The following is a 24992-nucleotide window of genomic DNA, read 5'->3' on the forward strand; positions in this document are numbered from 1 at the left end:
TATCCTTTTTATACTTCTAACGTTTGGATCGTTCGGAGATACACGGATCTCTTATTTTTTTCACTTTTAAGGAGTGAAAGTTCTGACAAAAGATTGTTCTTTTCTTCAATCGTTAAATCAGGTTTGGCCATCTCTTTGACAAGTTCTTCCATCCTTGCGTCATCCAACAAATCCGCATGGTAAAGAAACATCCCTTTAAACGTTCCTGGGCTTGTCGAATCATCGGCCGTAAAATGTTCGGCAATCATTCCCAGGTATTCCGATGGAATTTCTTCCCTCGAAAGAATTTCTGCAGCTGTTAGGTTCTCATTCTGCAAATATTTCGTATATAAATAGTCCCAAAGAAAAGCGGATACCTCATCTCGAAACTCTAGTGACAACAAATCATCAGCAAAACTAAATAGTTCCATATTCTGAATGAGCATTGCGATCATCTTACGTTCGCAAACCAAAATGGGGGAAGGTTTCCCCTGCTTGGCAAGAGTTCGTTCTTTTTTAGTATCGACCACAGAGGGGGTCGAAGTTACACCCGGCTTACCTCTAAAATCCTGAAAAAGTGAAGAAAAAGAAAGTCCGAGTTGGCGTGCTCCCTCTTCTAAGTAGACCTGTTTGTCTGTTTCTTTTTCCAGGGGTTTTAGGAATTCGAAGAGTTTTTTGATACCTGCTTGTTTTTCCTCCGCCAAGGAGGAAGGGCCTGCACCACCTAGGATCTCACGAATCATAAATTGGGACGCAGGGGCTGCCGATTCTAATAAATCTCGAATTTCTTGTTTGTTGTGATGAAGGGAATAATCAAAAGGATCCTTTCCTTCTGGAATATGACAGACCTTCACCACGACCCCTTCTTTCGAAAGGAGATTCACCGCACGAAAAGCTCCTTTAGTTCCTGCTTTATCAGAATCCATCATTAAATACACTTTGTCCGCCATGTTTTTTAAGATCCTAACATGACCTTCGGTAAAACCCGTTCCAAGGGGTGCGACTACAAACTCAATTCCTTTACGAAAAAGTCCAATGGCATCAAACACACCTTCTACGATGACGGCTTCTCTTGTTTTTCGAATGCTGTCCTGGGCTAAATTCAAATTGTAAAAAGTACGGCTTTTGTCGTAGATCAGAGAGTTCGGACTATTGATGTATTTGGCTTCTTCCGATTCACCCAAAATCCGTCCAGAGAAAGCAATCACTCGCCCGCGAGTATCAATCACCGGAAACATAATCCTACTTCGAAAAAAATCATAAGGATCTTTGTTTTGGTCCTGTCTTTTGAGAAGCCCCAACTGCTCCCCAAGTTTCACTTCGGCTTCTGTTTTAAAAAGCTCAGTCCGTAAATTTCCAAACCCAGGAAGACCAAATCCAATTTTAAAAACTTTTAAATCTTCTGTGTACAGCCCGCGAGATTCCAAATATTTTAAAGCCACTTCTCCGGCACTGGTATTTAAATTTCTTTGAAAGTATTCCAAAGCTTTTTGGGAAACTTGGTAAAGTGCTTCTTTTTTTCGCTCAGATTCTTCTTCCTCTTTGGTCCTTTCGACAAGAGGAATGCCGGAATAATCAGAAAGGATTTCGAGTGATTTGAGAAAGTCTACCTTTTGGTAGTCCATCACAAACCGAAACAAATCTCCCGAGGCCTTACAACCAAAACAGTGGTAAAATCCACCTTCGGCATTTACATTAAATGATGGTGTTTTTTCATTATGAAAGGGGCAAATTCCAACGAGGTTTCTTCCCATACGACGTAAAGGTACAAATCGGTTGATGTAGGAATCAATGGAGACTTCTCTGCGAACTCTTTCTTTAAAACTTTGGTAAGGATTCACAGTATAACAGTATTAACGGGCGGTAAGTGCTTGTTTAACGAGAGAGGATACCTTGGAGCCGTCTATATTTTGTCCTTTAAATTTTGCCATTACTTTACCCATCACCTTTCCCATATCCTGAGCGCCGCTAACATTTAATTCTACAATGGCTTCGTTGACTGCGATTGAGATTTCTTCTTCGGACACTTCTTTTGGAATATAACGAGAGATGACCTCGGCTTCCTGAATTTCTTTACTCGATAGATCGGGACGATTGGCTTTGTCATATTCGACAGCCGTATCCTTTCTACGTTTGAAATTGGACTTTAAGATCTGCATCACAGCAGTATCTGAAAGTTCGGAAGCACCGGTTTTGGTTAATTCATATTGAATTTCCGCTTTCAAGAGACGCAAAGTGCCGAGGACTGTTTCATCCTTGGCCTTTAACGCCGTCTTTAGATCGGTATTGATCGTCTCTTGCAGGGTCATTGGAAAACCGACTTAAAGATTAAAGTTTATCTTTTTTAGCGAATAGTCTTTTCTTTTTGTCTCGTTTGCGTTTTGCTGCTTCCACAGCTTTCTTTTTCACAACGCTAGGCTTTTCAAAGTATTCTCTACGTTTGATTTCGCTCATAATGCCAGCATTTGCACAATCTCTTTTGAACCTACGAAGCGCCGCTTCAATGGATTCCCCTTCTTTTAAATAAATCCCTACTTGTGGGGTCATAGACAAACAACTGTCCTTTTGTAAAAATGGTCTAGTTTTGACGGTATCGGAAACCGCCCTGATTTGTCAATTCAGCCGAAAAACAAATCAGAAATTTTCGATGAAAATAGAAGAAAAGCGCGAATCATCGGCTAAAATCTCCCGATCGATGGGAAAAATCTTCAATTTGTAGTCCAAAATCAAATGTTTGGAGGGAAAGTAAAGAGATCCAAACCTATGATTTGCCCCATCCAAGGTCTCACCCGGACAAAATAAGAAATAAGATCTTGGGTTCAATTGAAAATTGAATTCATTTTCTTTAGTTTCTTTGTGCAGAGTGGCAGTCACCTCCCGGAGGATTTCCCTGCTTTTGACCACACCTAGTGGTTTAAAAAAAGGAGAAAGGTCTTGGAGGTGGAAAAAAGCGATGACTCCCGAATGCGTATCACCAGACAAAGCCCGGTCCATTTTTTTTCGAATAGGATCAGTAATGGTTTGGAAATCGAGAATGTTCTTTTCCCGCAATGAAATTCCTGTGGCACAGAAAGTAAGAACCTGATTGGAAAGATCTTCCCAATTGCGTTTGGAAAGTTCTGGTTCCATTTCCTGAACCACCAGTACAAAAACTGGAATCTCGCCTTCGGGTAGACGCATCAGGTTAATTTTAAAATTTTTTCCCTTTTCTGTAAAAGTTCCCAAAGATTTTGGATCCATTGGTTCTAAATGGCTGACTAGTTCGGAATATTGGGAAGAAACAAGGTTTCGTAACCATTCTTCTTTCTCTGTCCTGCCAAATTCATAAACAATTTCAGTGGAAAGATAAATCCAACCTAAATGAGCACCGACACTGGCAAAACTGATGCCAAGCCTTCGGGAATGGTAATCGGTCATTTGCATGGAAGGAGATGGATTTACTTGTGTTGGATCTATCATCGGAATCTGGTTTTAGTATCGGTAAAGCAAAGCTCAATCAAAAGGAGAAAGGATTGCCCCTGGCGTTATGCCCCCAAAATGGAGTAAAAACGACTCGGGGAACCTGTGAACGCAACACCGAAACAAAAAAAACTCATCTCTCTTTCGCAATTCATTCTAGAAGAGCAACTCAAAATCCCTCATGCTTCTGGAGAATTTACAGCTCTCCTCAGCCATCTCGTTTATGCAGCCAAAATTGTAGGCCGCGAAGTCAGAAAAGCCGGACTTTTGGATGATATTCTCGGTGCCACGGATGATACCAATGTCCAGGGTGAAACACAAATGAAACTGGACCAATATGCAGACAATGCCTTTAACCAGTCCCTAAAGATTTGTGGCCACCTTTGTGTCCTTGCCAGCGAAGAACATGAACATATCATTCCGATTCCTGGTGGATACAATATCGGGAAGTACACGATGGCAATCGATCCCTTAGACGGTTCCTCCAACATCGACACCAACGTATCCATCGGAACGATTTTCTCCATCCACCAAAGACTAGAACCAAACTCCAAAGAAGCCGGGGACGAACGCGACCTCTTACAAAAAGGCCACTTGCAACGCTGCGCAGGTTATATCATTTACGGATCTTCTACGATGCTTGTACTTTCCACGGGAACAGGTGTTTCTGGTTTTACCTTAGACCCGAGTGTTGGCGAATTTTTACTCTCTCATCCCAATATGCAAATGCCTGAGTCGGGAGATATTTATTCTGCCAATGAAGGAAATGCCTCGTATTGGTCTCCAGAAGTACAAGCCTACTTACAAAAGATCAAATCCATCGAAGGTGGAAAAAAACCAAAAACAGCTCGTTATATAGGATCACTTGTTGCCGATTTCCATAGAAACCTTCTGAAAGGGGGAATTTTCCTCTATCCGAACGATACCAAATCCTCCAAATACCCCAATGGAAAGCTAAGGTTATTGTATGAAGCAGCCCCTATGGCATTTATTGCAGAACAAGCAGGCGGAATGGCGGTAACAGTGAAGGGAGAAAGAATCCTCGACCTAACCCCGAAGGAACTTCATGAAAGAACAACGCTCATTATTGGTAGCAAAAAGGAAGTAGAAGAATTTCTTACATTTGTTCCTAAGTCATAATTTTCGAAACAAATTAAGAAATTTCTTTCAATGGAAATCTCAATCTATTAGTTTTGGCAGAATTAAAAGATTTTAGGAGAAAACTTTCAATGAATAAAAAACTACTCGTTTTAATTCTTGGTGTGACTATGGCTTCTGGACTTGCTTTCTGCAAAAAAGAAGAGCCAGTTGTTGAAGAAAAAATCGAATCTGTTGAAGATGCAGCGAAAAAAGTAACTACAGAAGTAGAGAAAAAAGTAGATGCAGCAGTAAAAACGGCAGAAGCAGAAGCTAAAAAAGCAGCAACAGGCGCGATCAAAGACGCAACAAAAGACATTAAAAAACCAGCTGGTTTCTAATCATCTTTTTCTGTTACAAGAAAACCAACCGAAGTTTCGGTTGGTTTTCTTGTATTCTAGGAAAAGGAATTAAAATCGAATTCTTCTTTAAAACTTCCATTAAAAGCCTCCACCAAAGCATCTAACCAAAAAATACGAATCGTTCCTCTCTAACTTTCTGTGTATTTAATTTTGGCATGAAGTTCTTCCTCTAAGGCACATTTTGGATAGGTTCCAATATCTAACGAAGTTCCAATATGACCAAAAGGATCTTGGGGAGAGATAATTCGTAAATCCCAACCATTTACGATCCAAGGGCATTGGTAATTTTTATCACGGCAAAGAATTTGTGCCGCTTTTGGTTTAGGATAGGCCCAGGCAGAAGTTTGGAACTTACATTTATTTTCAATTTCTGCAATGGTGCGGATTCGTTTGATGGCTTGGTCAAATTCTTTGAACCTGCTTGTCATTGGATCGGCTAGATCTTTTCGGAAAAGTCCCTTCTCTGCATTGTAAGTAAACATCACAAGGAGTTTTTCTGATACATGTTCTTTCTCTGTAGAAACTTTCAAATTCTCCATAATATAACGGGCAATTTTCAATGCATCCAAGGTAACTGCGGCTGTATCATCTGCATATTCACCGGCCTCTTCTTCATCATCACTCGCATCATCTTCCATACCGCTGCCAGCTAGGAGATCTAGGTTCAATTGGTGTTTTCGAAGATCTTCGACATTCACCGTAGCAGCAACGACACCTGGAATTTCAAATCCAATCGAGCCATGATTGTTAATCGCACTAATCACTTCCTCTGGTAAGTTTAGTTTTCTTGCTATCTCCAAAGAAAGATTCACTGCAGAGGTTAATGATGAACCAAAAAAACTTTGTTTGTATAAACCCTCTTTGGATACAGAGATATCGGCACAGAGACCGGCAAGGAAACTAAACCGGTTGACCATTTTAAAACCATATTGTTTTTGAATGACCGATCCTAAACTTAAAAGACCAAAATCGGCAAGATGATTAAAAAACTCTTTGTGACTTAATAAAATACGAAAAAAAGATAATGCCAGAGATTTCGAATAAAAGGAGTTTTGGATGATTCCTTTGAGACTTGCCATTCTCTCCGCATTTTGTTCATATAAATGATAGATGAATTCGTTAGATCTGTCTTCTATTCGACTTAAGATAGCTTTGGAAAGAACCATCCGAAGCATTCTCATCAAATCTTTGGACATTGCTAACTTAAAGGAAGGAATGTAGTTTCCCTCCATACCTTCCAGTTTCTTTAAAATATTTTCCTTGATGGCAACTTTTTCTTTGATGAGGATACTACCATTTTTATCAACAACGGGTTCACTGAGAGATACAGAACCTAACAAATCATAATCAACAGCAAAATTTTTAAATTCATTGAATTCTAAGAATTCGATTCCCGCATTCGTAATTTTCATAAAGGTCCTTAGGAAACTGTCTTTTATGATCCTTCTGAGAGCAAGATTTTTGCTTTCCTTCTGCGTCTAAATAGTGTAGTTTTTTAGTCGTTTTGGAGGTTCTCTTTGGTTTCTTCTATCCCAAAAGACTCACAATCAGTGAGCGAGTTGAAAGAGTTCTACAGACAAATGGTACTTATACGAAAGTTTGAGGAAGCCGCAGCCAAGGCCTATAGTGTAGGAAAGATTGGTGGGTTTTTACATTTGTACATCGGTCAAGAAGCAGTGGGAGTTGGTTCTATTGCTGCCCTCACTCCTAAAGACTATATAGTTTCCACTTATAGAGACCACGGTCATGCTTTGGCCAGAGGACTAAGTCCAAAACCTTTGATGGCAGAGTTATTTGGAAAAGGAACCGGCATTTCAAAAGGTAACGGCGGTTCGATGCACTTTTTCGATCGTAACGCGCACTTTATGGGTGGGCATGGAATTGTGGGAGGCCATATCTCTCTTGCCGCAGGTATCGCCTTTGCTTCCAAATTTAAAAAAGAAGACTCTGTCACCATTTGTTTTTTTGGAGAAGGTGCTGCCAATATTGGTTCCTTTCATGAAGGTTTAAACCTTGCTGCCATTTGGAAACTTCCCGTAGTTTTTATTTGCGAGAACAACCATTATGCGATGGGAACCCCCGAATACCGCGCTCTTGCAGTCAAAGATGTTTCCGTGAGAGCTTATGCTTATGATATGGCAAGGGATCATATTGAAGGGGATGAAGTAAGAAAAGTTCGTGACCATGTCCAAGTGGCTGTAGAACGAGCAAGGCGTGGGGAAGGACCCACTCTTATCGAAGTTTCCACATACCGGTTCCGAGGCCATTCCATGTCCGATCCGGCAAAATACAGAACCAAAGAAGAATTGGATGCTTATAAAAAGAAAGACCCCCTCATGCGTGCAAGACACGAACTAGAGTTAGGTGGAATCGGGACAGAAGAATTAGATAAAATGGATTTAGAAATCCAATCCCAAATTGATGAAGCCTACGAGTATGCAGAAACCTCACCAGAACCTCCCCTTTCCCAATTACACAAGTATGTGTATGCGGAGGATAAATAAATGGCCATCCTAACGTATAGAGAAGCATTAAACCGAGCGATGGTAGAAGAAATGGAAAAAGATCCATTGATTTACCTGATGGGAGAAGAAGTTGGCCATTACCAAGGAGCTTATAAAGTTTCCCAAGGCATGCTCGAAAAATTTGGGGAAGAAAGAGTGATCGACACACCTATTTCCGAAAATGGATTTGCCGGGATCGGTGTGGGTTCTGCGATGGTGGGCCTTCGTCCTATCATTGAATTTATGACTTGGAACTTTTCCCTTGTTGCCATTGACCAAATCATCAACTCAGCAGCCAAAATGAATTATATGAGTGGGGGCCAATTTCCTATGCCGATTGTCTTTCGTGGTGCCGGTGGAGCTGGGGGAAGACTCGGTGCCCAACATTCCCAAGCCTTCGAGTCTTGGTATGCACATTGTCCTGGACTTAAAGTCGTTTGTCCTGCCACACCGAAAGATGCCTACGGTCTACTCAAATCATCTATCAGAGACAATAACCCAACGATTTTTATCGAATCAGAAGTGTTATACGGATCTAAAGGGGAAGTTCCAGAACAAGAATACACCATTCCTTTAGGACTTGGAGAAATCAAAAGAAAAGGTACAGACATCACTCTTGTGACTTGGTCCAGAGCACTTGGGTTTGCCGAAGAAGCAGCACTCATCCTTGAAAAGGAAGGTATCTCTGTGGAAATTGTAGACCTCAGAAGTTTGCGCCCGTTAGACGAAAATCTCATCTATGAATCCGTAAAAAAAACAAACCGAGCGGTTGTTGTGGAAGAAGGATGGCCAGTGGCCGGATTTGGAGCCCAGATTGCATACCTCATCCAAAAAAATGCATTTGCTTACCTTGACCATCCAGTGGAACGAGTCACACAAATGGATGTACCCATGTCTTACGCTGCCAACTTAGAACGTATGAGTTTGCCGAACGCAACTAGAGTTGCCGATACCATCCGAGAAATATTACAGTAGGAGAACTGCCAATGGCAAAAATTCAAGAAATGACCCAACTTTCTCCTACTATGGAAGAAGGAACGATTGTGAAATGGTTGAAAAAAGAAGGAGATTCCGTCTCTCCCGGTGACATCATTGCTGAAGTAGAAACAGACAAAGCTGTGATGGAAATGGAAGCCTTTGAAACGGGAGTGATTTTGAAAATCCTTCATACCGAAGGCGCCAAACTAAAAGTAGGACAAGCTCTTGCTGTGATTGGAAAACCAGGGGAAGACGTATCAACTCTCCTCGCAGGAATTCCACAAAAAAATGCATCTGCACCAAGCCAAACCAAAGTGGATACACCACAGGCAAATAAAGCCGAAACCCAAACTACAAAACCATCCGTTTCGGAACCCACTGCCACAGCAGGCCAGCCAACGGAAACAAAAACCTCGATGAACTCGGTTACCGGGTTAGTCGGAGTCACTGGGGTTACTGGGGTAAATTTGACAAACCGAGGTGGACTTCGAGTCCTTGCCTCTCCCCTTGCCAAATCCATTGCCATCGAACAAGGAATCGATTTACACACTGTGATAGGAACGGGACCTGAGGGAAGGATCACGAAAAAAGATGTTTTGGATACTTTAAACAAAGGCTCAGGTGTTAGTCACTTCGCCAGTAAAACGATAACCCGTGCCGATGAAGTGGTCACCCTAAACGGAATGCGCAAAACCATTGCCAAACGTTTGACCGAATCCAAACAAAATCTCCCCCACTTCTATTTGAATGTGGATGTGAATGCAAAAGCAATGGAATCCTTTCGTTTAGAACTTTCGGAATTTCAAAAACATTTGGATGAAGAATTACAAGTGAAGGTGAGCCTAAACGATATCATAGTGAAAGCCACTGCCGCTGCCCTAAAGCTTCATCCCAAAGTCAATGCGAGTTTCCAAGGAGATTCTATTTTACAATTTGGTCGAGTGGATGTAGGGATTGCCGTTTCTTTGGATGGAGGACTATTAACGCCCGTTATCCGTAATGCAGATGGGAAATCCATCTTAGAAATTTCTCGTGAGGTGAAGGAACTAGCCAAACGTGCCCGCGAACGAAAACTGAAACCCGAAGAATTTTCCAATGGAACCTTTACCATTTCCAATTTAGGAATGTATGGGATCAGTCGGTTCACAGCCATCATCAACGAACCAGAAAGTGGAATCCTTGCGGTCGGATCAGTGGAAGACAAACCGGTTGTGGAAAACGGGGCTGTGGTAGCTGGCCGGGTTTTATCTCTGACCCTTTCTTGCGACCACCGAGTGATCGATGGTGCCGTCGGGGCCGAATTCTTAAGAACTCTAAAGAGCCTTCTAGAACAGCCAAACCTTTTGGCGGCTGTGATTTGAATCTTTAGATGGCGAGGTTTGTTTTAAGCAGCGAAAAAATCGGCACTTTGGATGTCAGCGACGGGAATGCGAACCACACCACTCGCTAAATTCCCGATCACTACATCGTCCATCATTTGGCGATTTTTATCGAGTTCAATGCTTTGTCCGTCTTTCAAGTGAAGAACGATATCGATTCCTCGGTAGTGGATGTATCTTTCGAGTGTGCTTTTGAATTTGTGTGCTTTGTCCATCTGGTTTTGTTTCCCTTATCTTTGTAACTTACAAAGGGTATCGTACGAATTTATGAGACCTTTAGAAAATTTTGTCTCATTACGTAAGTTTTTTTTGACAGTAACAGGAAACCGGGAGAATTATGTCACATGAAGCCTGAGAACAGTACATCCGCCACTCCTGGCGTAAGGAAAGCCGCCCTCCTCCTTTTATCCCTTGGCAAAGAAAGAGCTGCCGATGTTCTGAAACATCTCGACGACTCCATGCTCGAAGCAGTGATTCTGGAAATGTCAAAAATTAGGTCCATTTCCAAAGAAGAAAGAGAAGTCATCTTAAAAGAATTTCATAATACCATTGAAGATTTGAACGAAACCACATCCGGTGGCCTCTCCACCGCCAAATCTCTTTTGGAACAAACTGTCGGAACAGAAAAAGCCAATGTGATCCTAAAGAAAATCCACAAAGAAGAAACCAAAAACGATTTTGAATTTCTAAACCAAGTAGAACCGGGTGTTTTGCAAGGGATGCTTGGAACGGAATCTCCCCAGATCATTGCGGTCACCCTCTCCCATCTAGATCCCAAAAAGGCCGCCGATGTTTTGAAACTCTTTCCCAAACCAGAACAAGCAAAAATTGCCGTAAGACTTGCCACCACATCCAAAACCCATCCTGATGTGATCCAAAACATTGCGCGAATTTTAAAGAAACGATACGAAGAAAGAGACAAACAAGAATATTCGGAAGCGGGTGGTGCCCACGTTCTTGCAAACATTTTGAACTTTATGGAAAAAGGTGCTGAAGAAACCATTCTTTCGGAACTAGAAGAATCTTCTCCAGATGTTGCCGACCAAGTCCGTGAAAAACTCTATACCTTTGAAGACATCCTTTCTCTTGATAACAAAGAAATGCGAATCCTCATCAATCGTTTGGCTGATGATACAGCCATCTCACTTGCCATCCGTGGTGCAGGAGATGAAATCAGGAAAAAATTCTTAAACAATATGAGCCAAAATAGGTCAGAAGATATTTTAGATGCTTTGGATATGAAACCGCGAGTCACCTTACGAGAAATAAACGAAGCCAGAAGTAAAATTGTGCAAGTGGCAAGAGTATTAGAAGAAGAGAATCAGATTTTGTTTAAGAAAGAAAAAGAAGAGTATATTGAGTAAAGGGGAAAAACCGATGGCGGAGTTGACGGGGCTCGAACCCGCGACATCCTGCGTGACAGGCAGGCACTCTAACCAACTGAGCTACAACTCCATCGGAATAAAAACCAAACTATAGAATCGACTCCGAGAGTCAACACTGTTTTCATTTGTTTTCTTGCCTTTCGTTAGAATTTTTAGAATCTGGTACTGGTTCTATGCAAATCGAAGAAAAAAAAGCCAAAGACCTTTTCCAGGATCGAATTTTTACCCTATCCAATTTTTTATCTGTGTTTAGGGTATTGTTACTCCCCTTTTTTTTCCAAAGCACATATGCTTATGCACATGATCCGGCTAACTTACGTGCTTTCTCTGCATCAATCTTTTATGCACTTGCTGCTGTTATCAGTGATTACCTCGATGGACTCTTTGCTCGTCTCCTTAACCAAGAAACAACTCTTGGAAGATACCTTGATCCTGTTTGTGATAAACTCGTAACCCTCGGTGGACTCTTTGTGGTGACCATTCATTTTGATTTTCCCAGTTGGATTCTCATTGTATATTTTATCAGAGAGATCCTCGGAGTATGGCTTGGTGGGTATTTGTATTTAAAACGAGGTTTACAAGGCCGGCCTAACTGGTGGGGAAAATTTGGTGTGGGGATTGTGGCCGTTTCGGTAATTTGGTATATGTCATTGCCATACTTTTTACAGTTTGGTGCTCCTTATTCTTTTTTACTCCATCCTGTGATCTCGGCGTATGTTTTACTTTTTGTACTAAGTGCAGGTGTTGTGGCTTATATGGTTCGGTATTGGAATATCGTTTTTCATCCAGAGGCTATAGAGTTAGATCCCGAAAATAAAAAACAGGCAAAAAAATACCAAAAAATCTAATTTGATTTCTACTTAAGATTTCCATTGTTAAAACATTCAAAGTTAAAAACAGAAAAACAAAAAGTAGAAATCAAAATTGTTAATAGTTTGTTAGTAGCCTATTTATTTCAAAGTTCCCGTTCTCTTTCTGCGAAGTAAATACCACTCATACAAATTTTGACCAGTTTCTTCCCAAACAAATTCCGCATAATGGTAGTAAGCACCATCTGCTGCGTTTATCGTTAGCGCTGAATAATTTTTTGGATTCTCATATACACCCTTTGCAATATCAGACGGCATTTCTGTTATCGCTCCTGTGGCAATGTGTTTGTATTTAGTGAGTATTTTACCATCAGTTGTTTTTGCTTTTGCATCAGTAATTTCGAGTTTTTTCATACCTTTGGATTGTAGGTAAGAAAGAAATTCTGTTTTTTTTTGAGATTTTCTAGCCTCGGCCATTTCCCAAATGGCATTTTTTCCAGAATGATTATAAACGTTTACATTGGCCCCAGCTTCAACAAGTACCTTTACCAATTCTAAATCGGCGATACGTACTGCATTCCATAAAGCCACATCAAAGTCTGGTGCAAAAGTATATTCGCGATATCCTGCGATATTGGGATTAGCTCCTTTTGCCAAAAGTAATTTTGCAATTTTAGCATTGGCCACTCGGTCAAGAGCTGTCCTTGCACCCCAACGAAATTTCATTCGGAACGGTCCAATCCGGTCAGTGTAATCACATTCTTTGGATCGATTGTCTACTTTGGCACCTTTATCCAGAAGTAGTTTCACAAGACCTTCATCACCTTCCATTGCAGCAATGGTAAGAGGGTGAAAACAGTCGGAACTATGGTTTACATCAGCTCCTCCTTCGATCATTTGTTTGGCTTTGTCGAATTTACGATCTTCAATGGTGTAGGGCAAACTGGAACAAGATACGAGAGCCCATAATAGGAATAGAGGAATGAGTTTTTTCATTGTTACATCATATAACAAAAAACAATTAAACAAGAATTAAATTTTCAAAAACCTAACAAAAAAATTTGAACCAATTGTATACAATTAAAATCTTAAATCCGATTAAGAATTTTTCTTTTTCGATTTTAACTTTGATAATTTTTCAAATTCTTTCAGTTTTAATTTTAAAATTTCCAAAGCTTCTTTTAAGACAGATTTACCATTTTCTGCATCAATTTCTTGCACAAACCTAAGTATCATTCCGATCGTATGACTAAAGTAGAGAGCAAATGGTCGAACTTCAGTTTCTTTAAGATTTGGCAAACAACGAACCGTAGTTTTGACAATGAGATCGGCACTTCTAAAGGTATCACGATTGTCTTCGGTTACTAATTCTGGGATTGCCCTGGCCCCAGCCCAAAGATTGGCAAGCGCCGGATCCTTTTGAAAAATAGAAATAAATTGTTTGAATGCTTTTTCTGCAGCGAATTCTAATTCTTCGATGGTTCGAACAGGTTCTAAAATTCTTTTAGTTTCGTCATACAAGGAATCATAATATTGATTCATGATTGTTAATAACAATGCACTTTTCCCTGGGAAATATTGGTACAAGGATCCAATTTGTATTCCTGCAGTATTTGCAATTTCCCTCATACTTACCGCATCAATTCCATGTTCACCAATCAATTTTTTTGCCGTTTTCAGAATGAGTTCTACTCTATCGCGACTTCTGCTTTGGACTGGGATTTTCAACTCTAGACCCATACGAAAAGAAGAATTCTCATCCCTTAATTTGCACTTCTTTTTTTCCATGATCACCCAATTTGAACTTGACCAATTCTAAATTATGATCAATGCTCACCATAAAATGAGCATTGATCATTTTATGGAAGGTATGTATGGAAAGTAAAAATCATGGTAAATCCGATTCTTCAAATTGGATCGATAAGTCTGATACAATATGTATTGTAGGTGCAGGTCCAGCTGGCCTTGCAATGGCAAGATCGTTGTTATCTAAAGGAATTCCATTCCTAGTATTTGAAAAACATAACGATGTTGGCGGTATTTGGGATATACAAAATCCAGGTTCACCAATGTATGAAAGTGCACACTTTATCTCTTCAAAGTATTTATCCAGTTATTTTGACTTTCCAATGCCTAAAGAATATCCGGACTATCCGTCCAATAGACAAATTTTGAACTACCATCGAGACTTTGCCAAAACTTTTAACCTCTATCCTAATATTCAATTCAATACCACTATCAAAAACATTGAAAAACATAACGAGTTGTGGCTTGTAGAGACAGACTCGAATGAAATTTACATATTCGGTGCCATTATTTGCGCAAGTGGTATCACTTGGTCACCTAGTAAGCCAACCTTAGAGGGAGCTGATAGTTTTTCGGGAGAAATTCTACATAGTGTAAACTATAAATCTCCAAATTTATTTAAGGGGAAAAATGTTTTAATCGTTGGTGCTGGAAACTCCGGTTGCGATATCGCTTGTGACGCCGGTGCAAATGCCAACCAAGCATATATTAGTGTTAGAAGAGGATACCATTTCATTCCGAAACATATATTCGGGCAACCTGCAGATGTGTTTGGAGATGGTGCTCATTGGATACCAAATTGGATATCACAATGGGTATTTGGAAAATTGTTGAAACTGATTGTTGGTGATTTAACAAAACTTGGTTTACCTGCCCCTGATCATAAAATTTTCGAAACCCATCCCATCATCAATGACCAACTCCTACACAATCTGAGACACGGTGACGTAATTGCAAAACCCGATATTCAAAAATTGGAAGGTGATTATGTTTTATTTAAAGATGGCTCAAAAGAAAAAATCGATTTGATCATCCTTGCCACGGGTTACAACTGGTCGATCCCCTACATGGAATTAAAATACTTTGAATGGAAAAATGGAAGGCCAGACTTATACCTAACTTTGTTTAACCGAAATTACGAAAATTTGTATGCTCTAGGATATATGGAAACAGATGGGGGTGCCTACAAAATGTTTGATGAAATGGCAAACTTAATTGCATCTTACATTGATTCAAAGCGGAAATCGATGCCATCAGCCGTTCGATTTTCCAAATATATAAAATCTGATGCGCCTAAGTTAAACGGAAACATTCACTATTTAAATACTGGCAGACATTCCGTTTATGTGAACCAAGTCGCATATAAAAATTACAGAGCAAAAATTCAAAAAAAAATGGGATGGAAAGAACTCAAACCCGGTCAATTTAATTCCTTAAAATTAACAAATCCATTGGATATCAAACCAGATTCAATTACCTCAAGAGGCGAATCAAAGTGAAGTCAAATCATAAATACGCTCTGATCACGGGAGGGGGCGGTGCCATCGCGGAAGCAATTGCCCTTAGATTAGAAAAGGAAGGATACCAACTGCTTCTTTCTGATATTAATTTAGAGAAAATGAGAAGAATCAAAGGGCTTTTGAAAGGAAATCCAAAGTTTTATATCTGTGACCAAACAAATCCTGATGATATCCAAAATTTAGTACAAAATATCCAAAGAGACTGTCCACAGCTTGATGTATTGATTAACAATGCTGGGTATACAAAAGAAGGGCCATTTACAAACCAATCATTGAAGGATGTAAATAGGCAAATGTGGATCAACTTGTTAAGCCCGATTCAAATCATTCATGGAATTTTGCCACTCATGCTAGAACAAGGCAGAGGGTCAATTGTATCGGTGGTGTCAATCGGTGGTATCGTCGCTTTGGCCGATTCCTCTATCTATTCTGCAGGCAAATTTGGCCTAAGAGGTTTTTTAACGGCACTGTATGAAGAACTAAAAAATTCCAATATAAAAGTTTCTGGAGTTTATCCTGCTGCTGTAGACACACCTATGCTTTTACATGAAGCATTGAACGGTGGAACCGTTCTCAATTGGATCAATGCAGTGCAACCTCCTGATGCTGTTGCAAAAGCAGTTCTTAAAGGAATAAAAAAGGGAACTTTGGAGATCTATGTACCCTATTCTGATGGGCTCGTTTCAAGACTTGTAGCCATTTTCCCTTGGCTTATGGGGAAATTATCTCCTGTTCTCAAATGGTATGGAGAAATTCAGAAACAAAAGTGGTTAAAGTCAAAAGGGATCAATCAAATAATCAACTGATGATTTGCTTATTCCAGATAGCAAAAATACTTAGAAATAGTCATTTGTCAGGAAATGTTGGTGAATGGTACGTTAAATAAGATTGGCGAAAATAAGTAAATGAATGGGATAATAGTTCCAAAACCAAACCAAACGATTTGGCGGCTCTATTATCCCAATCTTATGTAATTAACGTCTTTTTTTCTTTCTTGCTACTTTTTTCTTAGCAGCTCTTTTTTTCTTAGCCGGTCTCTTTTTAGAAACTGATTTTTTTACTTTTTTCTTCGCAGCTTTCTTCTTCTTTGCAGGCTTTTTCTTAGCTGCCTTTTTCTTTTTTGCCGGTTTCTTAGCTTTTTTCTTTGCTGCTTTCTTTTTTGCGGCCTTTTTCTTCTTAGGAGCTGCTTTTTTAACCACAACTACTACTTCCGGAGCAGGTTCTTCTTGAATCTGTGGAATTTCTATTGTTTCGTTTTCTTCCATACATGTAACCTTATGAAGATAGTATAAAATCTTCCTTCTGGGAACGATAACAAAGCTTGGATTATTAAAAGTAAATTCATTTTTATGATGAAGAATCACTCAAAAGTAATTTATTTAAAAATGATTCTTTTTTAGTAAGAATGTTTGTAAAATTTCAATCGCATCACCCATAAAGTTGCGGAAAGAAATTCACCTAACCCTTAAGATACGAGTTGGACCACCAACTTTGACTCAAGTGTTTGTCTGAAATTGCATACGAAGGATTTCTTTTTGGAAATGGGCTGTTTTGCCTGGCCGTTTTGAATTTACTTCCGGTCTTTTAGATATTCAGGTAAGTAAGATCGTAAATAGGCGACTGCGGCCCTGCCAGCTTCCCTCACCATTTCTTCTGTAATCTCACCTCCTTCACGAAAGGAAAATCGAAAGACGGAATCGATGATCGAAACAGCAATCCCAACCTTTCGCGCTGCCTCCGGCCAATCAGGAAGAACAAATCGTTCTGCCACTTGAGACAAAGCGAGGGTAGCGATTTTCTCATCCAAAGCCTTTCCAATGTACATGGTTTCTTCATTGCGAACTCCATAAACAACTCGAACCAAAGCAGGGTCTTCTCGGACCACTGCCGCAGCTTCTTTTGCCAGACAATGCACATATTCCTGCCAAGAGCCAAAGACTGTAGTATCCACTTTGGTAAGCCGTTCTTGGACAAGTTCCGAATGTACCAAACGGAGTCCAAGATAGAGTGCTCCCAAATTAGGAAAAAAATGATACGCAGATGCGCGTGGAATCCCTGCCCTCTCGCAAACCTTTGCATAGGTAATGGACTCCGGTGATTCAGTTCGCAAAAGCTCTCGCAAAGCTTGGACAAGGATCGCAGGCCGTCCCAGGTCATCCGTCTTCTCCACGTGAGTTTTTGCTTGTTTTCGCATTCCTACCGACAAATGCCGAGTTTTTATCCAATTTCAAGTTAAAATTGTTCAAATATTGAAAAAAGATTCGACATATGCCCTAATTGCAAAAATTATAATCGACAGATGTCGGTTAATCACTTTACCCGAGACAGGAGACCCAAGCGATGAAAGATTCAAAAATAGAAACCGTAAGAAAGGCGATGCTTTCCGCTTGTATCAAGTTAGCTGATCTTGGTTTTTTAGCAGGGGTCGGTGGAAACTTAGCAGTTCGGATCAATTCGGATCTGATGGCAGTCACACCTTCGGCAACAGATTATTATACAATGAAACCAGACGACCTTTGTATTTTACAAATCAAAGATCTAAAGATGGTAGATGGAACAAAACAACCTACAACCGAAAGTGGAATTCATGCTTCTTTTTTTAGTCTGCGATCAGAAATCCAAGTGAGCTTGCACACGCACCAACCTCTTGCCAGTGCTGTTTCTTTACTTGGATTGGATATGGACATTGAATCCGTGGAAGGCAGAAAAAATATAGGCAATTATGTACGAATTGTATCCTATGCTCCTTCTGGCACTTCCTTTCTTGTCAAAGCATTTCGAAATAGAATTATCAAAGAAACCAATGCTTATCTTTTGCGTAATCACGGATTGGTTTGCGGAGCCATGACTTTGGAACAAGCAATCGCAAATGTAAAGTTATTAGAAAAAGAAGCTGCTCGTTTTTTAAAAACAAGAATTGAGAAAAATCCAAAATTATCCCACATGCCACGAGAAATGAAAGCACAGTTAATTGAAGCGCTCTAAAATGAATTTGTGAACTCGATCTAAGGAAAAAAATGAAATCGTCTACAACCAAAAAACAAAATCCAAAATTAGAAACACAAACTGATGCAGAAGAACTAAATCATTTATGGCACCGCTTAGATACAAAAGGTTTATTACAAACCCATAAAGCCGATCTTTCCTTTCGTCTTCCAGGCAAAGGGAGTTTTCTTCTCATCCATAGAGGAGAAGGAAAAAAAACAAAAGTGGAAATAGCGGAATACCCAATTCAAAATCCAACCTCTTCCATAAAAATTCAGTCCAAAGACGAAGAAACTCTCAACCAAATTCGGTTCCATGCCAGTTTATATTCATTAAGGTCTGATATCGGTGCTATTGCTTCGTTTCGGCCGGAGTGGAGTTCTTTACTGAAGACACTAAACCATCCGCTTCCATTAGTATTTGATGAACAGTGCCGCCAATTAGGAGCACCCGTTTCTCCCATTCCCAAACGAATTGATGGAACCGTCGAACCAAGCTCCCTTGTCCTTAGTGGTGCCAATGCATTTTTGGATGAAGACGCAGTGGTCATCACGAGTGTCACCCGGGAGAAAGCCATATACAACTGTGAGTTGATTGAAAAATGTTCCAAAGCCTATCTTTTGGCGCACTCCACAGGAAGTCCGATCCGAAACATACCTTGGTGGGTACGTTTTATTGCCAAAAGTAGACTACTTAAAGATGAAAAAAAAGCTAGTGCGGCTTATGCCCGTGGTGAAAGGCCAACTGGGTTTAAGGCTTACTAACACAATTTTAATGCAAAAATTTAAGAACGAATCCCTAAGTAAATATCAAACTGGGAGTGGTTGGGGTTTTTTGCATTGGCACCGTAAATTTCCAAGTCAGTTTTGTAAGATCGATTTTTGCGGTATTTTTCTTCCGACCATATCTTTTTCCAAGTAGCAATTCCAATTTCTGAAATTGGGCCCCATTCCGTGGGAACTTGGAGATAGTCAGATGCAGAAACACTGATTGCCGTTAAATGAGGAGGAAGGGATTGGGCAGTACCGACCTTCGTTCCAATTAAGATGGTATATTCTCCGTTTTCGTCCGTTTCAAATTCTGTATAAGCCACAACAATTTCGGAAGGAACCAAAGCATTGGGAATTTGGGAAAGTATCCCCTCTTCCCAAAACTTTTGCCAAAGAGCGGCAATTTTTCCCTTTCCAGCCATTTCTTTGGCATTGGAAGTTCGTGCTATGATCCCGACAAGGACCATTGATTCTAAATGTATTTTGTTCAGTAAAGTATGTTCCATAAATAGATCCTAACGCAAATCGCATTTGGGCTCTTGACTATTTGTGCTTTTTTTATTGTAGGAGAAAGAAGATAAATCGAAACGATACCTAGTTTCTGCAGAAATTCCTAAATGAGAATCGATTCAAGAAACCTACTGAATCGGAATGTAGATTTCTGATTCTGGATTATCATTTGATTGGAAACGGTCATCAAATAAATCAAAATCATCGCTAAATTCTCTTTCGTATCCAGTGTTTGGCATCCAAGTTCCATAAATATACTTCCAACCATTTAGGATGTCTTCATTCGTATTTCCAGGAACAGTAAAAACCATATATTTTGCGGGCTTCATTCGATGGATTACAAATCCGTCAGGGATTTTCGTATCGGATTTCACTTGTGCGCCAATAATCACATCAAAATTTTCCGCATAATCCCAATTTGTATAGATTCCCATTAAAGAATGATTGATCCGATTGGGAATGGATTCCATCAAAGCATTCCCCATAAATTCACCCCAAAACTTAGGAATGTCTTTTTCATTCTGACATTTCTGCATCGTAGTTCTGTGTGGTTTTCCAATCAGAATGAATTCATTTTTGGTAATGACTGTAGTTTTAATCTGCGATCCATCGATACGAACTTTATTTCTTAGGGGTTCAATGGCAAGTCTCGGAAAGTTGATATGGTCTGATGACTTGCGAAAATCGGAAGGATTGACTCCGTATTCAGAACGAAATGCTCGAAGAAAAGATTCCGGTGTTGCATAATGATATTTTAAAGCAATGTCTATGATTTTTTCTTTTCCCAAAATCAAATCATTTCCGGCTTCTGTTAATCTACGTTTTTTTAAATATGTATATACAGAATATCCAGTCACATAGCGGAAAATTCTTTGAAAATACCATCTCGATTGGAAGGCATTCTTCGATACATCCTCCACTCGAATATTTTCTGTTAAATTTTTTTCCATAAAACGAATGGCAAGTTCTATATGATCATAATAGTCCATAAGATTAACTCAATTTGAAGAAGACCTAAAATTTGTGAATTGATTATATTTTCTCCGGCCATTGGTTTTTGATTTCAAGAATTTTAGGCAAAACAGAGATAAACTTTTCGACTAAAACAGGATCAAAATGAGACCCAGATTCTTTTTTTAAAAAGTCAACGGCATCCGGAACTTCCCAGGCTATTTTATAAGGCCTAACTGTTGTCAAAGCATCAAAAACATCTGCTATCGCAATGATTCGGCCTTCTAAAGGGATTTCTTCTCCTTTCAATTGGTAAGGATATCCGCTTCCGTCAAATTTTTCATGGTGGGTAATGGCAATGGATCTAGCCAATTTCAGTAAACTAGAATGGTGATCCCCGATGATTTCTGCCCCGATCTCGGGATGGCGTTTCATAATTTCCCATTCTTCAGGAGTTAATTTTCCCGGTTTTTGAATGATAAAATCCGGAATACCAATTTTCCCCACATCGTGCATCGGAGCTGCATTGAGAATTTCTTCTGCTTGTTCAGAATTGTAACCAATAGCAAGTGCTAAAGTTTGCGAATAATGGCTCATACGAATCACATGCATTCCTGTTTCATTATCTTTGTATTCGGATGCCATTCCTAATCTTTGTACAATTTGTAATCTGGTAGCTTTGACTTCATTTACATTCACTAAAGATAAATGATTCCTAACTCTTGCTTTCACAATCGGAGGACTTACCGGTTTTATAATATAATCGACAGCTCCTAACTGAAAACCCATTTCCTCGTCACCAATGTCGGTTAAAGCTGTTACAAAAATCACAGGAATGTATTTTGTTTTTTCGTTTGATTTAAGAATCTTACAAACCTCATGCCCAGTCATCTTCGGCATCATGACATCAAGTAAAATTAAATCAGGCAATTGTGTGATAGCGAGTTCAATTCCTTTCTCTCCATCTTTAGCAAAAAATAAAGAAAAATCTTTTTGCAATATATCGTTTAAAATCTGTAAGTTGGCCGGCTCATCATCAACTACCAATATTTTTGGTTTAGCGTTCATTTCCATATAATTCTCCAAAGATCTTAAATTCCAAATTGTTTAACTTCTTTACCGTTGTGTCGAAATCAAACTGACTAATGGAAGATTCAATATCTATAATAAGTTGATTTAATTCTGTATTATGAAGTAACTCATGGAGCATTCTCCACTCGTCTTGAAGGTAGGATCCTTTGGAAAAGGATTTTTTTAATGTATTTATCCCGTTTCGGATCTGATCTAAATTCTCGTTTGGTATTTTGTTATGATTTTCTTCTATTTGATTATCCTTCGCTTGCTGTAGAGAAAACTGAGATTGAAATTGAAGGTAAACTTCTGAAAAAATCTCCTTTAAACTTTCTAAATCTTCATTGGTAAGTTCAGAAGAATGCAGTTTTTTCTCTAAGCGAATGGTTTCATTGGAAAGTGGGACAATTCCAAGATTAGAGGAGACTCCCTTCAATCTATGCAAAAAAGTTTGCCTGCCTGCGTGGTCCAGGGAAGGTTGCATCCAAGTTTCTACATCGTCTTGGAAATCCAAAAAGAATCCATTTAACATTGTTTTGTATTTTTTAATTGATCCAAATAATTGAATTCCCCTATCCAATCGAAATACCTCGTCATTTAACGTTTGATTCGTTCGAGTGAGCGAATTTGGCAAAGGAAGGACATTAATGACTTTTCTAATTTCTAAAAATAAATCCTGAATATCTATCGGTTTGGATACAAAACCATCCATACCGGCATCCTTTGCCGAAATACGATCTTCTTCAAAAACGCTAGCTGATAAAGCGAGGATCGGTATACGTATCGATTTATTCTTTTCAAACAACCGAATCTGACGAGTTGCTTCCAAACCGTCCATCTCCGGCATCTGAATGTCCATTAAAACCAAATCAAAAGATTTTGATTTAAAAAATTCCAATGCTTCTCGTCCATTGTTAGCAATTTCTACTTCATGACCATTGGCTGTCATAAGAAGTTGAATTAATTCAACATTTTGTTTCACATCATCAACAATAAGGATTTTTAAATTAGGTAATTCAAATTGAATCGTTTCATTTATTTCTAAAACAGGGTTCCCTTTCTCCAAAGGTAAAGATACAAAGAAATGAGTACCAACTCCAAACTCACTTTTAACCCAAATTTTACCTTTCATTAACTCTACTAATTGTTTTGAAATTGTTGTCCCAAGACCAGTTCCGCCAAATTTTCGGCTCATCGATACATCAGCTTGTGTAAATGGATCAAATATTTTTTCTAATATATCTGATGCGATACCAATACCACTATCTTCAATATGAAATAAAACCTCACCTTCCTTAAGGGAGACATTGAGCTGAATGAATCCGTCTTTAGTAAACTTTATAGCATTACCAATCAAATTAGTTAAAATTTGCCTAATACGAAGACTATCTCCCCTATAATAATCATGAATACCTTCTGAGATTTTGAATTGGAAACGTAAACCTTTCCGCTTTGCTTCAATACTCATCGCAGAACAAACTTGATCAACAAGAGATACAAGTGAAAAGTCATATATCTCTAGTTCCACTGCTCCTTTGTCTAACTTTGCAGAATTTAAAACATCATTCAGTAAACGTAACAAGGATTTTGCTGAGTTTTTTACAGTCTCGAGTTGTTTTTTTTGATTACCAACTAAATCACCAGCGAGAAGAATTTCCGTGAAACCAAGAATCGCATTCATAGGAGTTCTGATTTCATGACTCATGTTAGCCAAAAAAGTTGTTTTGGTAATCGCAGCCATTTCCGCTTTTTCTTTCGATTCTATCAAGGCTTCTTCGATCATTCTTCGATCTGTATTATCTAAGATCACACCATCTAAAAATTTAACTTTTTTGCTCTCATCTAAAACAAGTCCGCCGTATTCAAGGACCCAGCGGACATCACCTGTCTTTTGGACAATCCGATAGTTTAAAACAAACGTATCGGAAGTATCGATCGCATTTTGAATGATATTGGAAACATGAATACGATCTTCGGGATGGATAATATCATTAAACGTACGTTTCCGATTTGGTAAAAGAAAATCACTCGCAGGGTAACCGGTTAAATTAAAAATTGAGTCACTTATAAAAACAGACGTCCAATGTTCATCCACCAAACAGCGATATACAATCCCTGGAATATTTTGTATAAAAGATTTTAATTGTTCTTCATTTTCCTTCAGCGCATTTTCAATGACGACCCTTTCTGAAATATCGCTAATTAAACCCACAAATATATCATCTTGCGGAAGTTTGGTATGCCCAATTGCCAAACGAATCGGAAAAGTTGTGCCATCTTTTCGAATAGCAATCGTTTCCCGACCAATACCAATTATTTTTGCTTCCCCAGTCCGTAGATAATTGGAAAGATAATGATCATGGTCTCTCTGGAAGGGATCTGGCATGAGTATCTTTACATTTTGGCCAATGACTTCCTTGGCCTTCCAACCAAACATCTTTTCTGCAGTAATATTGAACTCTTGAATGATTCCCTTAGTATTAATCAAAACTATGGCATCGGCGGCCGTTTCAATAATCGCTCGTAACCTGGATTCACTTTTTAAAAGATTTTGAAAAAGATCTTTATAACTAATAAAGGCAATCGTAACAACAGCAGATCCAATCACAAAAAAACTACCAAAACTCACAAGGGCGGCTAAAAATAATTGGTCTGAATTTGTTTGATCCAAACTTTGGGTAGGTTCAATGACAAATCGAGCGGCGGCCATTCCCGTATAATGCATTCCAGAAATCGCACTGCCCATCACAATCCCACTAATCAAAGTTAAATACTTGGTTTTTATTTTTAACTTTGTTTCCTTTAGACGGAATTGAATCAAAATGGAAAGTATCGCAAGGGAGATCGCCACAACGAGTGAAATCAAAAATAAATACGGATCATATAGTAATTTTGGCCGCATTTCCATAGCGGCCATTCCCATATAGTGCATAAATCCAATTCCTGCACCAACAAGTATCCCGACAAAGATCAACTCCTTCTTAGTAATACTTTTTTTATTTAACGTTCGCAACGCGAAATAAGATGCAAATAGACTGGGAAGGATGGAAAGGATTGTGATTAACTTGTGATAAGTGACTTTTGTGCAGAGCTCAAAAGACATCATACCGATAAAGTGCATGGACCAAACAGCCCCACCCATTGATAGGCTAGATGTAAATAAAATGGCTAAGCGAGAGAATTTGTTCTCAACGTTTGAGAAACGACTGAGCATGTATAATGAAATCCAGGAGGCAAATATAGAAATTAAAATAGAAAGAGAAACCGACCAATAATTATATGTGCCTTCGACAAAAAGCAATTGGTCAGCATCTAATATAAAAAAATGTTTTAGAGATTCGATCCCCATTTGTCGTTTCCTTATGTAACTAAATCCTATCCTTTATT

Annotated in this window: 25 protein-coding genes and 1 tRNA gene; 11 read left to right on the forward strand and 15 right to left on the reverse strand. The window is 39.2% G+C overall.

The genetic code is table 11. The features are described from left to right. Positions 1-8: 8 nt before the first annotated feature. From dnaG to ND811_RS06580, 4 genes are all read right to left on the reverse strand, one after another. Positions 9-1820, reverse strand: a complete 1812-nt coding sequence (gene dnaG, locus ND811_RS06565) for a DNA primase (RefSeq protein ID WP_265351299.1) — start codon at positions 1818-1820, stop codon at positions 9-11. 12 nt (positions 1821-1832) lie between these two features. Continuing rightward, positions 1833-2288 carry a GatB/YqeY domain-containing protein gene (locus ND811_RS06570; protein WP_265351300.1) on the reverse strand — a complete coding sequence of 152 codons (456 nt, stop codon included), beginning with the start codon at positions 2286-2288 and terminating at the stop codon, positions 1833-1835. A gap of 19 nt (positions 2289-2307) precedes the next feature. Further along, on the reverse strand, positions 2308-2526 hold the full coding sequence (gene rpsU / locus ND811_RS06575) for a 30S ribosomal protein S21 (RefSeq protein ID WP_002973784.1): 219 nt from the start codon (positions 2524-2526) through the stop codon (positions 2308-2310). Between the two features lie 87 nt (positions 2527-2613). Continuing rightward, a complete protein-coding gene (locus ND811_RS06580) occupies positions 2614-3438 on the reverse strand; it encodes a hypothetical protein (protein WP_265351301.1) in 825 nt (274 codons plus the stop codon). A gap of 105 nt (positions 3439-3543) precedes the next feature. Here ND811_RS06580 and fbp point away from each other — a divergent pair, with 105 nt between their 5' ends. Beyond that, positions 3544-4578: a class 1 fructose-bisphosphatase gene (gene fbp, locus ND811_RS06585; protein WP_265351302.1), complete on the forward strand. Its 1035-nt coding sequence runs from the start codon at positions 3544-3546 to the stop codon at positions 4576-4578. Between the two features lie 89 nt (positions 4579-4667). Next, positions 4668-4916, forward strand: a complete 249-nt coding sequence (locus ND811_RS06590) for a hypothetical protein (protein ID WP_015681059.1) — start codon at positions 4668-4670, stop codon at positions 4914-4916. 149 nt (positions 4917-5065) lie between these two features. Here ND811_RS06590 and ND811_RS06595 read toward each other — a convergent pair whose 3' ends face one another. Continuing rightward, positions 5066-6349, reverse strand: a complete 1284-nt coding sequence (locus ND811_RS06595; RefSeq protein ID WP_265351303.1) for a hypothetical protein — start codon at positions 6347-6349, stop codon at positions 5066-5068. 105 nt (positions 6350-6454) lie between these two features. Here ND811_RS06595 and pdhA point away from each other — a divergent pair, with 105 nt between their 5' ends. From pdhA to ND811_RS06610, 3 genes are read left to right on the forward strand one after another with little or no spacing between them, the layout of a single operon-like run. Then, positions 6455-7441 (forward strand): pyruvate dehydrogenase (acetyl-transferring) E1 component subunit alpha, encoded by a 987-nt coding sequence (gene pdhA / locus ND811_RS06600; protein ID WP_265351304.1) that lies wholly within the window; start codon positions 6455-6457, stop codon positions 7439-7441. Then, positions 7442-8416, forward strand: coding sequence for a pyruvate dehydrogenase complex E1 component subunit beta (locus tag ND811_RS06605; protein ID WP_265351305.1), 975 nt, complete (start codon positions 7442-7444; stop codon positions 8414-8416). It abuts the gene before it with no gap. An 11-nt stretch (positions 8417-8427) separates the two neighbouring features. Further along, positions 8428-9780, forward strand: a complete 1353-nt coding sequence (locus ND811_RS06610) for a pyruvate dehydrogenase complex dihydrolipoamide acetyltransferase (protein WP_265351306.1) — start codon at positions 8428-8430, stop codon at positions 9778-9780. Between the two features lie 23 nt (positions 9781-9803). Here the strand turns inward: ND811_RS06610 and ND811_RS06615 are convergent, their stop codons facing one another. Further along, positions 9804-10013 carry a hypothetical protein gene (locus ND811_RS06615; RefSeq protein WP_004788926.1) on the reverse strand — a complete coding sequence of 70 codons (210 nt, stop codon included), beginning with the start codon at positions 10011-10013 and terminating at the stop codon, positions 9804-9806. A 129-nt stretch (positions 10014-10142) separates the two neighbouring features. Here ND811_RS06615 and fliG point away from each other — a divergent pair, with 129 nt between their 5' ends. After that, positions 10143-11162, forward strand: coding sequence for a flagellar motor switch protein FliG (fliG, locus tag ND811_RS06620; RefSeq protein WP_135630968.1), 1020 nt, complete (start codon positions 10143-10145; stop codon positions 11160-11162). Between the two features lie 14 nt (positions 11163-11176). Here the strand turns inward: fliG and ND811_RS06625 are convergent. Continuing rightward, positions 11177-11253, reverse strand: a tRNA-Asp gene (locus ND811_RS06625). A 103-nt stretch (positions 11254-11356) separates the two neighbouring features. On the opposite strand from ND811_RS06625, the gene ND811_RS06630 reads away from it, so the two are divergent. Then, on the forward strand, positions 11357-12031 hold the full coding sequence (locus tag ND811_RS06630) for a CDP-alcohol phosphatidyltransferase family protein (protein ID WP_265351611.1): 675 nt from the start codon (positions 11357-11359) through the stop codon (positions 12029-12031). Positions 12032-12133: 102 nt separating this feature from the next. Here the strand turns inward: ND811_RS06630 and ND811_RS06635 are convergent, their stop codons facing one another. Then, positions 12134-12988 carry an ankyrin repeat domain-containing protein gene (locus ND811_RS06635; RefSeq protein WP_265351307.1) on the reverse strand — a complete coding sequence of 285 codons (855 nt, stop codon included), beginning with the start codon at positions 12986-12988 and terminating at the stop codon, positions 12134-12136. A gap of 102 nt (positions 12989-13090) precedes the next feature. Continuing rightward, a complete protein-coding gene (locus ND811_RS06640; RefSeq protein WP_265351308.1) occupies positions 13091-13780 on the reverse strand; it encodes a TetR/AcrR family transcriptional regulator in 690 nt (229 codons plus the stop codon). A gap of 86 nt (positions 13781-13866) precedes the next feature. Between ND811_RS06640 and ND811_RS06645 the strand changes: the two genes are divergently transcribed. Both ND811_RS06645 and ND811_RS06650 read left to right on the forward strand, forming a co-directional pair. Next, entirely contained in the window at positions 13867-15297 is a 1431-nt protein-coding gene (locus tag ND811_RS06645) for a flavin-containing monooxygenase (protein ID WP_265351309.1), read from the forward strand. Beyond that, entirely contained in the window at positions 15294-16124 is an 831-nt protein-coding gene (locus ND811_RS06650; protein ID WP_265351310.1) for an SDR family NAD(P)-dependent oxidoreductase, read from the forward strand. The genes ND811_RS06645 and ND811_RS06650 overlap by 4 nt, the downstream gene beginning before the upstream one ends. Before the next feature lie 168 nt (positions 16125-16292). On the opposite strand, the gene ND811_RS06655 is transcribed toward ND811_RS06650, so the two are convergent. Together ND811_RS06655 and ND811_RS06660 are read right to left on the reverse strand one after the other, a co-directional pair. Continuing rightward, positions 16293-16583 (reverse strand): hypothetical protein, encoded by a 291-nt coding sequence (locus ND811_RS06655; protein ID WP_265351311.1) that lies wholly within the window; start codon positions 16581-16583, stop codon positions 16293-16295. A gap of 305 nt (positions 16584-16888) precedes the next feature. After that, entirely contained in the window at positions 16889-17512 is a 624-nt protein-coding gene (locus ND811_RS06660; RefSeq protein WP_265351312.1) for a TetR/AcrR family transcriptional regulator, read from the reverse strand. A 146-nt stretch (positions 17513-17658) separates the two neighbouring features. On the opposite strand from ND811_RS06660, the gene ND811_RS06665 reads away from it, so the two are divergent. Continuing rightward, a complete protein-coding gene (locus tag ND811_RS06665; protein WP_265351313.1) occupies positions 17659-18303 on the forward strand; it encodes a class II aldolase/adducin family protein in 645 nt (214 codons plus the stop codon). A gap of 32 nt (positions 18304-18335) precedes the next feature. Continuing rightward, entirely contained in the window at positions 18336-19067 is a 732-nt protein-coding gene (locus tag ND811_RS06670; RefSeq protein ID WP_265351314.1) for an aldose epimerase, read from the forward strand. 20 nt (positions 19068-19087) lie between these two features. Here the strand turns inward: ND811_RS06670 and ND811_RS06675 are convergent, their stop codons facing one another. From ND811_RS06675 to ND811_RS06690, 4 genes are all read right to left on the reverse strand, one after another. Then, on the reverse strand, positions 19088-19579 hold the full coding sequence (locus ND811_RS06675; RefSeq protein WP_265351315.1) for a GyrI-like domain-containing protein: 492 nt from the start codon (positions 19577-19579) through the stop codon (positions 19088-19090). A 132-nt stretch (positions 19580-19711) separates the two neighbouring features. Next, positions 19712-20572 (reverse strand): AraC family transcriptional regulator, encoded by an 861-nt coding sequence (locus tag ND811_RS06680; RefSeq protein WP_265351316.1) that lies wholly within the window; start codon positions 20570-20572, stop codon positions 19712-19714. Between the two features lie 43 nt (positions 20573-20615). Next, complete coding sequence (locus ND811_RS06685; protein WP_265351317.1) at positions 20616-21608, reverse strand: response regulator; 993 nt, start codon at positions 21606-21608, stop codon at positions 20616-20618. Then, positions 21592-24954, reverse strand: a complete 3363-nt coding sequence (locus tag ND811_RS06690) for a PAS domain S-box protein (RefSeq protein ID WP_265351318.1) — start codon at positions 24952-24954, stop codon at positions 21592-21594. The genes ND811_RS06685 and ND811_RS06690 overlap by 17 nt, the downstream gene beginning before the upstream one ends. Between the last annotated feature and the right edge of the window lie 38 nt (positions 24955-24992).

Origin of the sequence: Leptospira soteropolitanensis (assembly GCF_026151655.1) — a bacterium.
In the GTDB taxonomy this organism is placed as follows: domain Bacteria; phylum Spirochaetota; class Leptospiria; order Leptospirales; family Leptospiraceae; genus Leptospira_A; species Leptospira_A soteropolitanensis.

Coding starts and splice junctions, on each gene's coding strand:
- ND811_RS06635 (WP_265351307.1), bottom strand. CDS start 12,988: ATGAAAAAACTCATTCCTCTATTCCTATTATGGGCTCTCGTATCTTGT.
- ND811_RS06655 (WP_265351311.1), bottom strand. CDS start 16,583: ATGGAAGAAAACGAAACAATAGAAATTCCACAGATTCAAGAAGAACCT.
- ND811_RS06605 (WP_265351305.1), top strand. CDS start 7,442: ATGGCCATCCTAACGTATAGAGAAGCATTAAACCGAGCGATGGTAGAA.
- rpsU (WP_002973784.1), bottom strand. CDS start 2,526: ATGACCCCACAAGTAGGGATTTATTTAAAAGAAGGGGAATCCATTGAA.
- ND811_RS06675 (WP_265351315.1), bottom strand. CDS start 19,579: ATGGAACATACTTTACTGAACAAAATACATTTAGAATCAATGGTCCTT.
- ND811_RS06630 (WP_265351611.1), top strand. CDS start 11,357: ATGCAAATCGAAGAAAAAAAAGCCAAAGACCTTTTCCAGGATCGAATT.
- ND811_RS06580 (WP_265351301.1), bottom strand. CDS start 3,438: ATGATAGATCCAACACAAGTAAATCCATCTCCTTCCATGCAAATGACC.
- ND811_RS06570 (WP_265351300.1), bottom strand. CDS start 2,288: ATGACCCTGCAAGAGACGATCAATACCGATCTAAAGACGGCGTTAAAG.
- ND811_RS06685 (WP_265351317.1), bottom strand. CDS start 21,608: ATGGAAATGAACGCTAAACCAAAAATATTGGTAGTTGATGATGAGCCG.
- ND811_RS06615 (WP_004788926.1), bottom strand. CDS start 10,013: ATGGACAAAGCACACAAATTCAAAAGCACACTCGAAAGATACATCCAC.
- ND811_RS06645 (WP_265351309.1), top strand. CDS start 13,867: ATGGAAAGTAAAAATCATGGTAAATCCGATTCTTCAAATTGGATCGAT.
- ND811_RS06640 (WP_265351308.1), bottom strand. CDS start 13,780: ATGGAAAAAAAGAAGTGCAAATTAAGGGATGAGAATTCTTCTTTTCGT.
- ND811_RS06690 (WP_265351318.1), bottom strand. CDS start 24,954: ATGGGGATCGAATCTCTAAAACATTTTTTTATATTAGATGCTGACCAA.
- ND811_RS06665 (WP_265351313.1), top strand. CDS start 17,659: ATGAAAGATTCAAAAATAGAAACCGTAAGAAAGGCGATGCTTTCCGCT.
- ND811_RS06660 (WP_265351312.1), bottom strand. CDS start 17,512: ATGCGAAAACAAGCAAAAACTCACGTGGAGAAGACGGATGACCTGGGA.
- ND811_RS06595 (WP_265351303.1), bottom strand. CDS start 6,349: ATGAAAATTACGAATGCGGGAATCGAATTCTTAGAATTCAATGAATTT.
- ND811_RS06680 (WP_265351316.1), bottom strand. CDS start 20,572: ATGGACTATTATGATCATATAGAACTTGCCATTCGTTTTATGGAAAAA.
- ND811_RS06610 (WP_265351306.1), top strand. CDS start 8,428: ATGGCAAAAATTCAAGAAATGACCCAACTTTCTCCTACTATGGAAGAA.
- fliG (WP_135630968.1), top strand. CDS start 10,143: ATGAAGCCTGAGAACAGTACATCCGCCACTCCTGGCGTAAGGAAAGCC.
- ND811_RS06670 (WP_265351314.1), top strand. CDS start 18,336: ATGAAATCGTCTACAACCAAAAAACAAAATCCAAAATTAGAAACACAA.
- ND811_RS06590 (WP_015681059.1), top strand. CDS start 4,668: ATGAATAAAAAACTACTCGTTTTAATTCTTGGTGTGACTATGGCTTCT.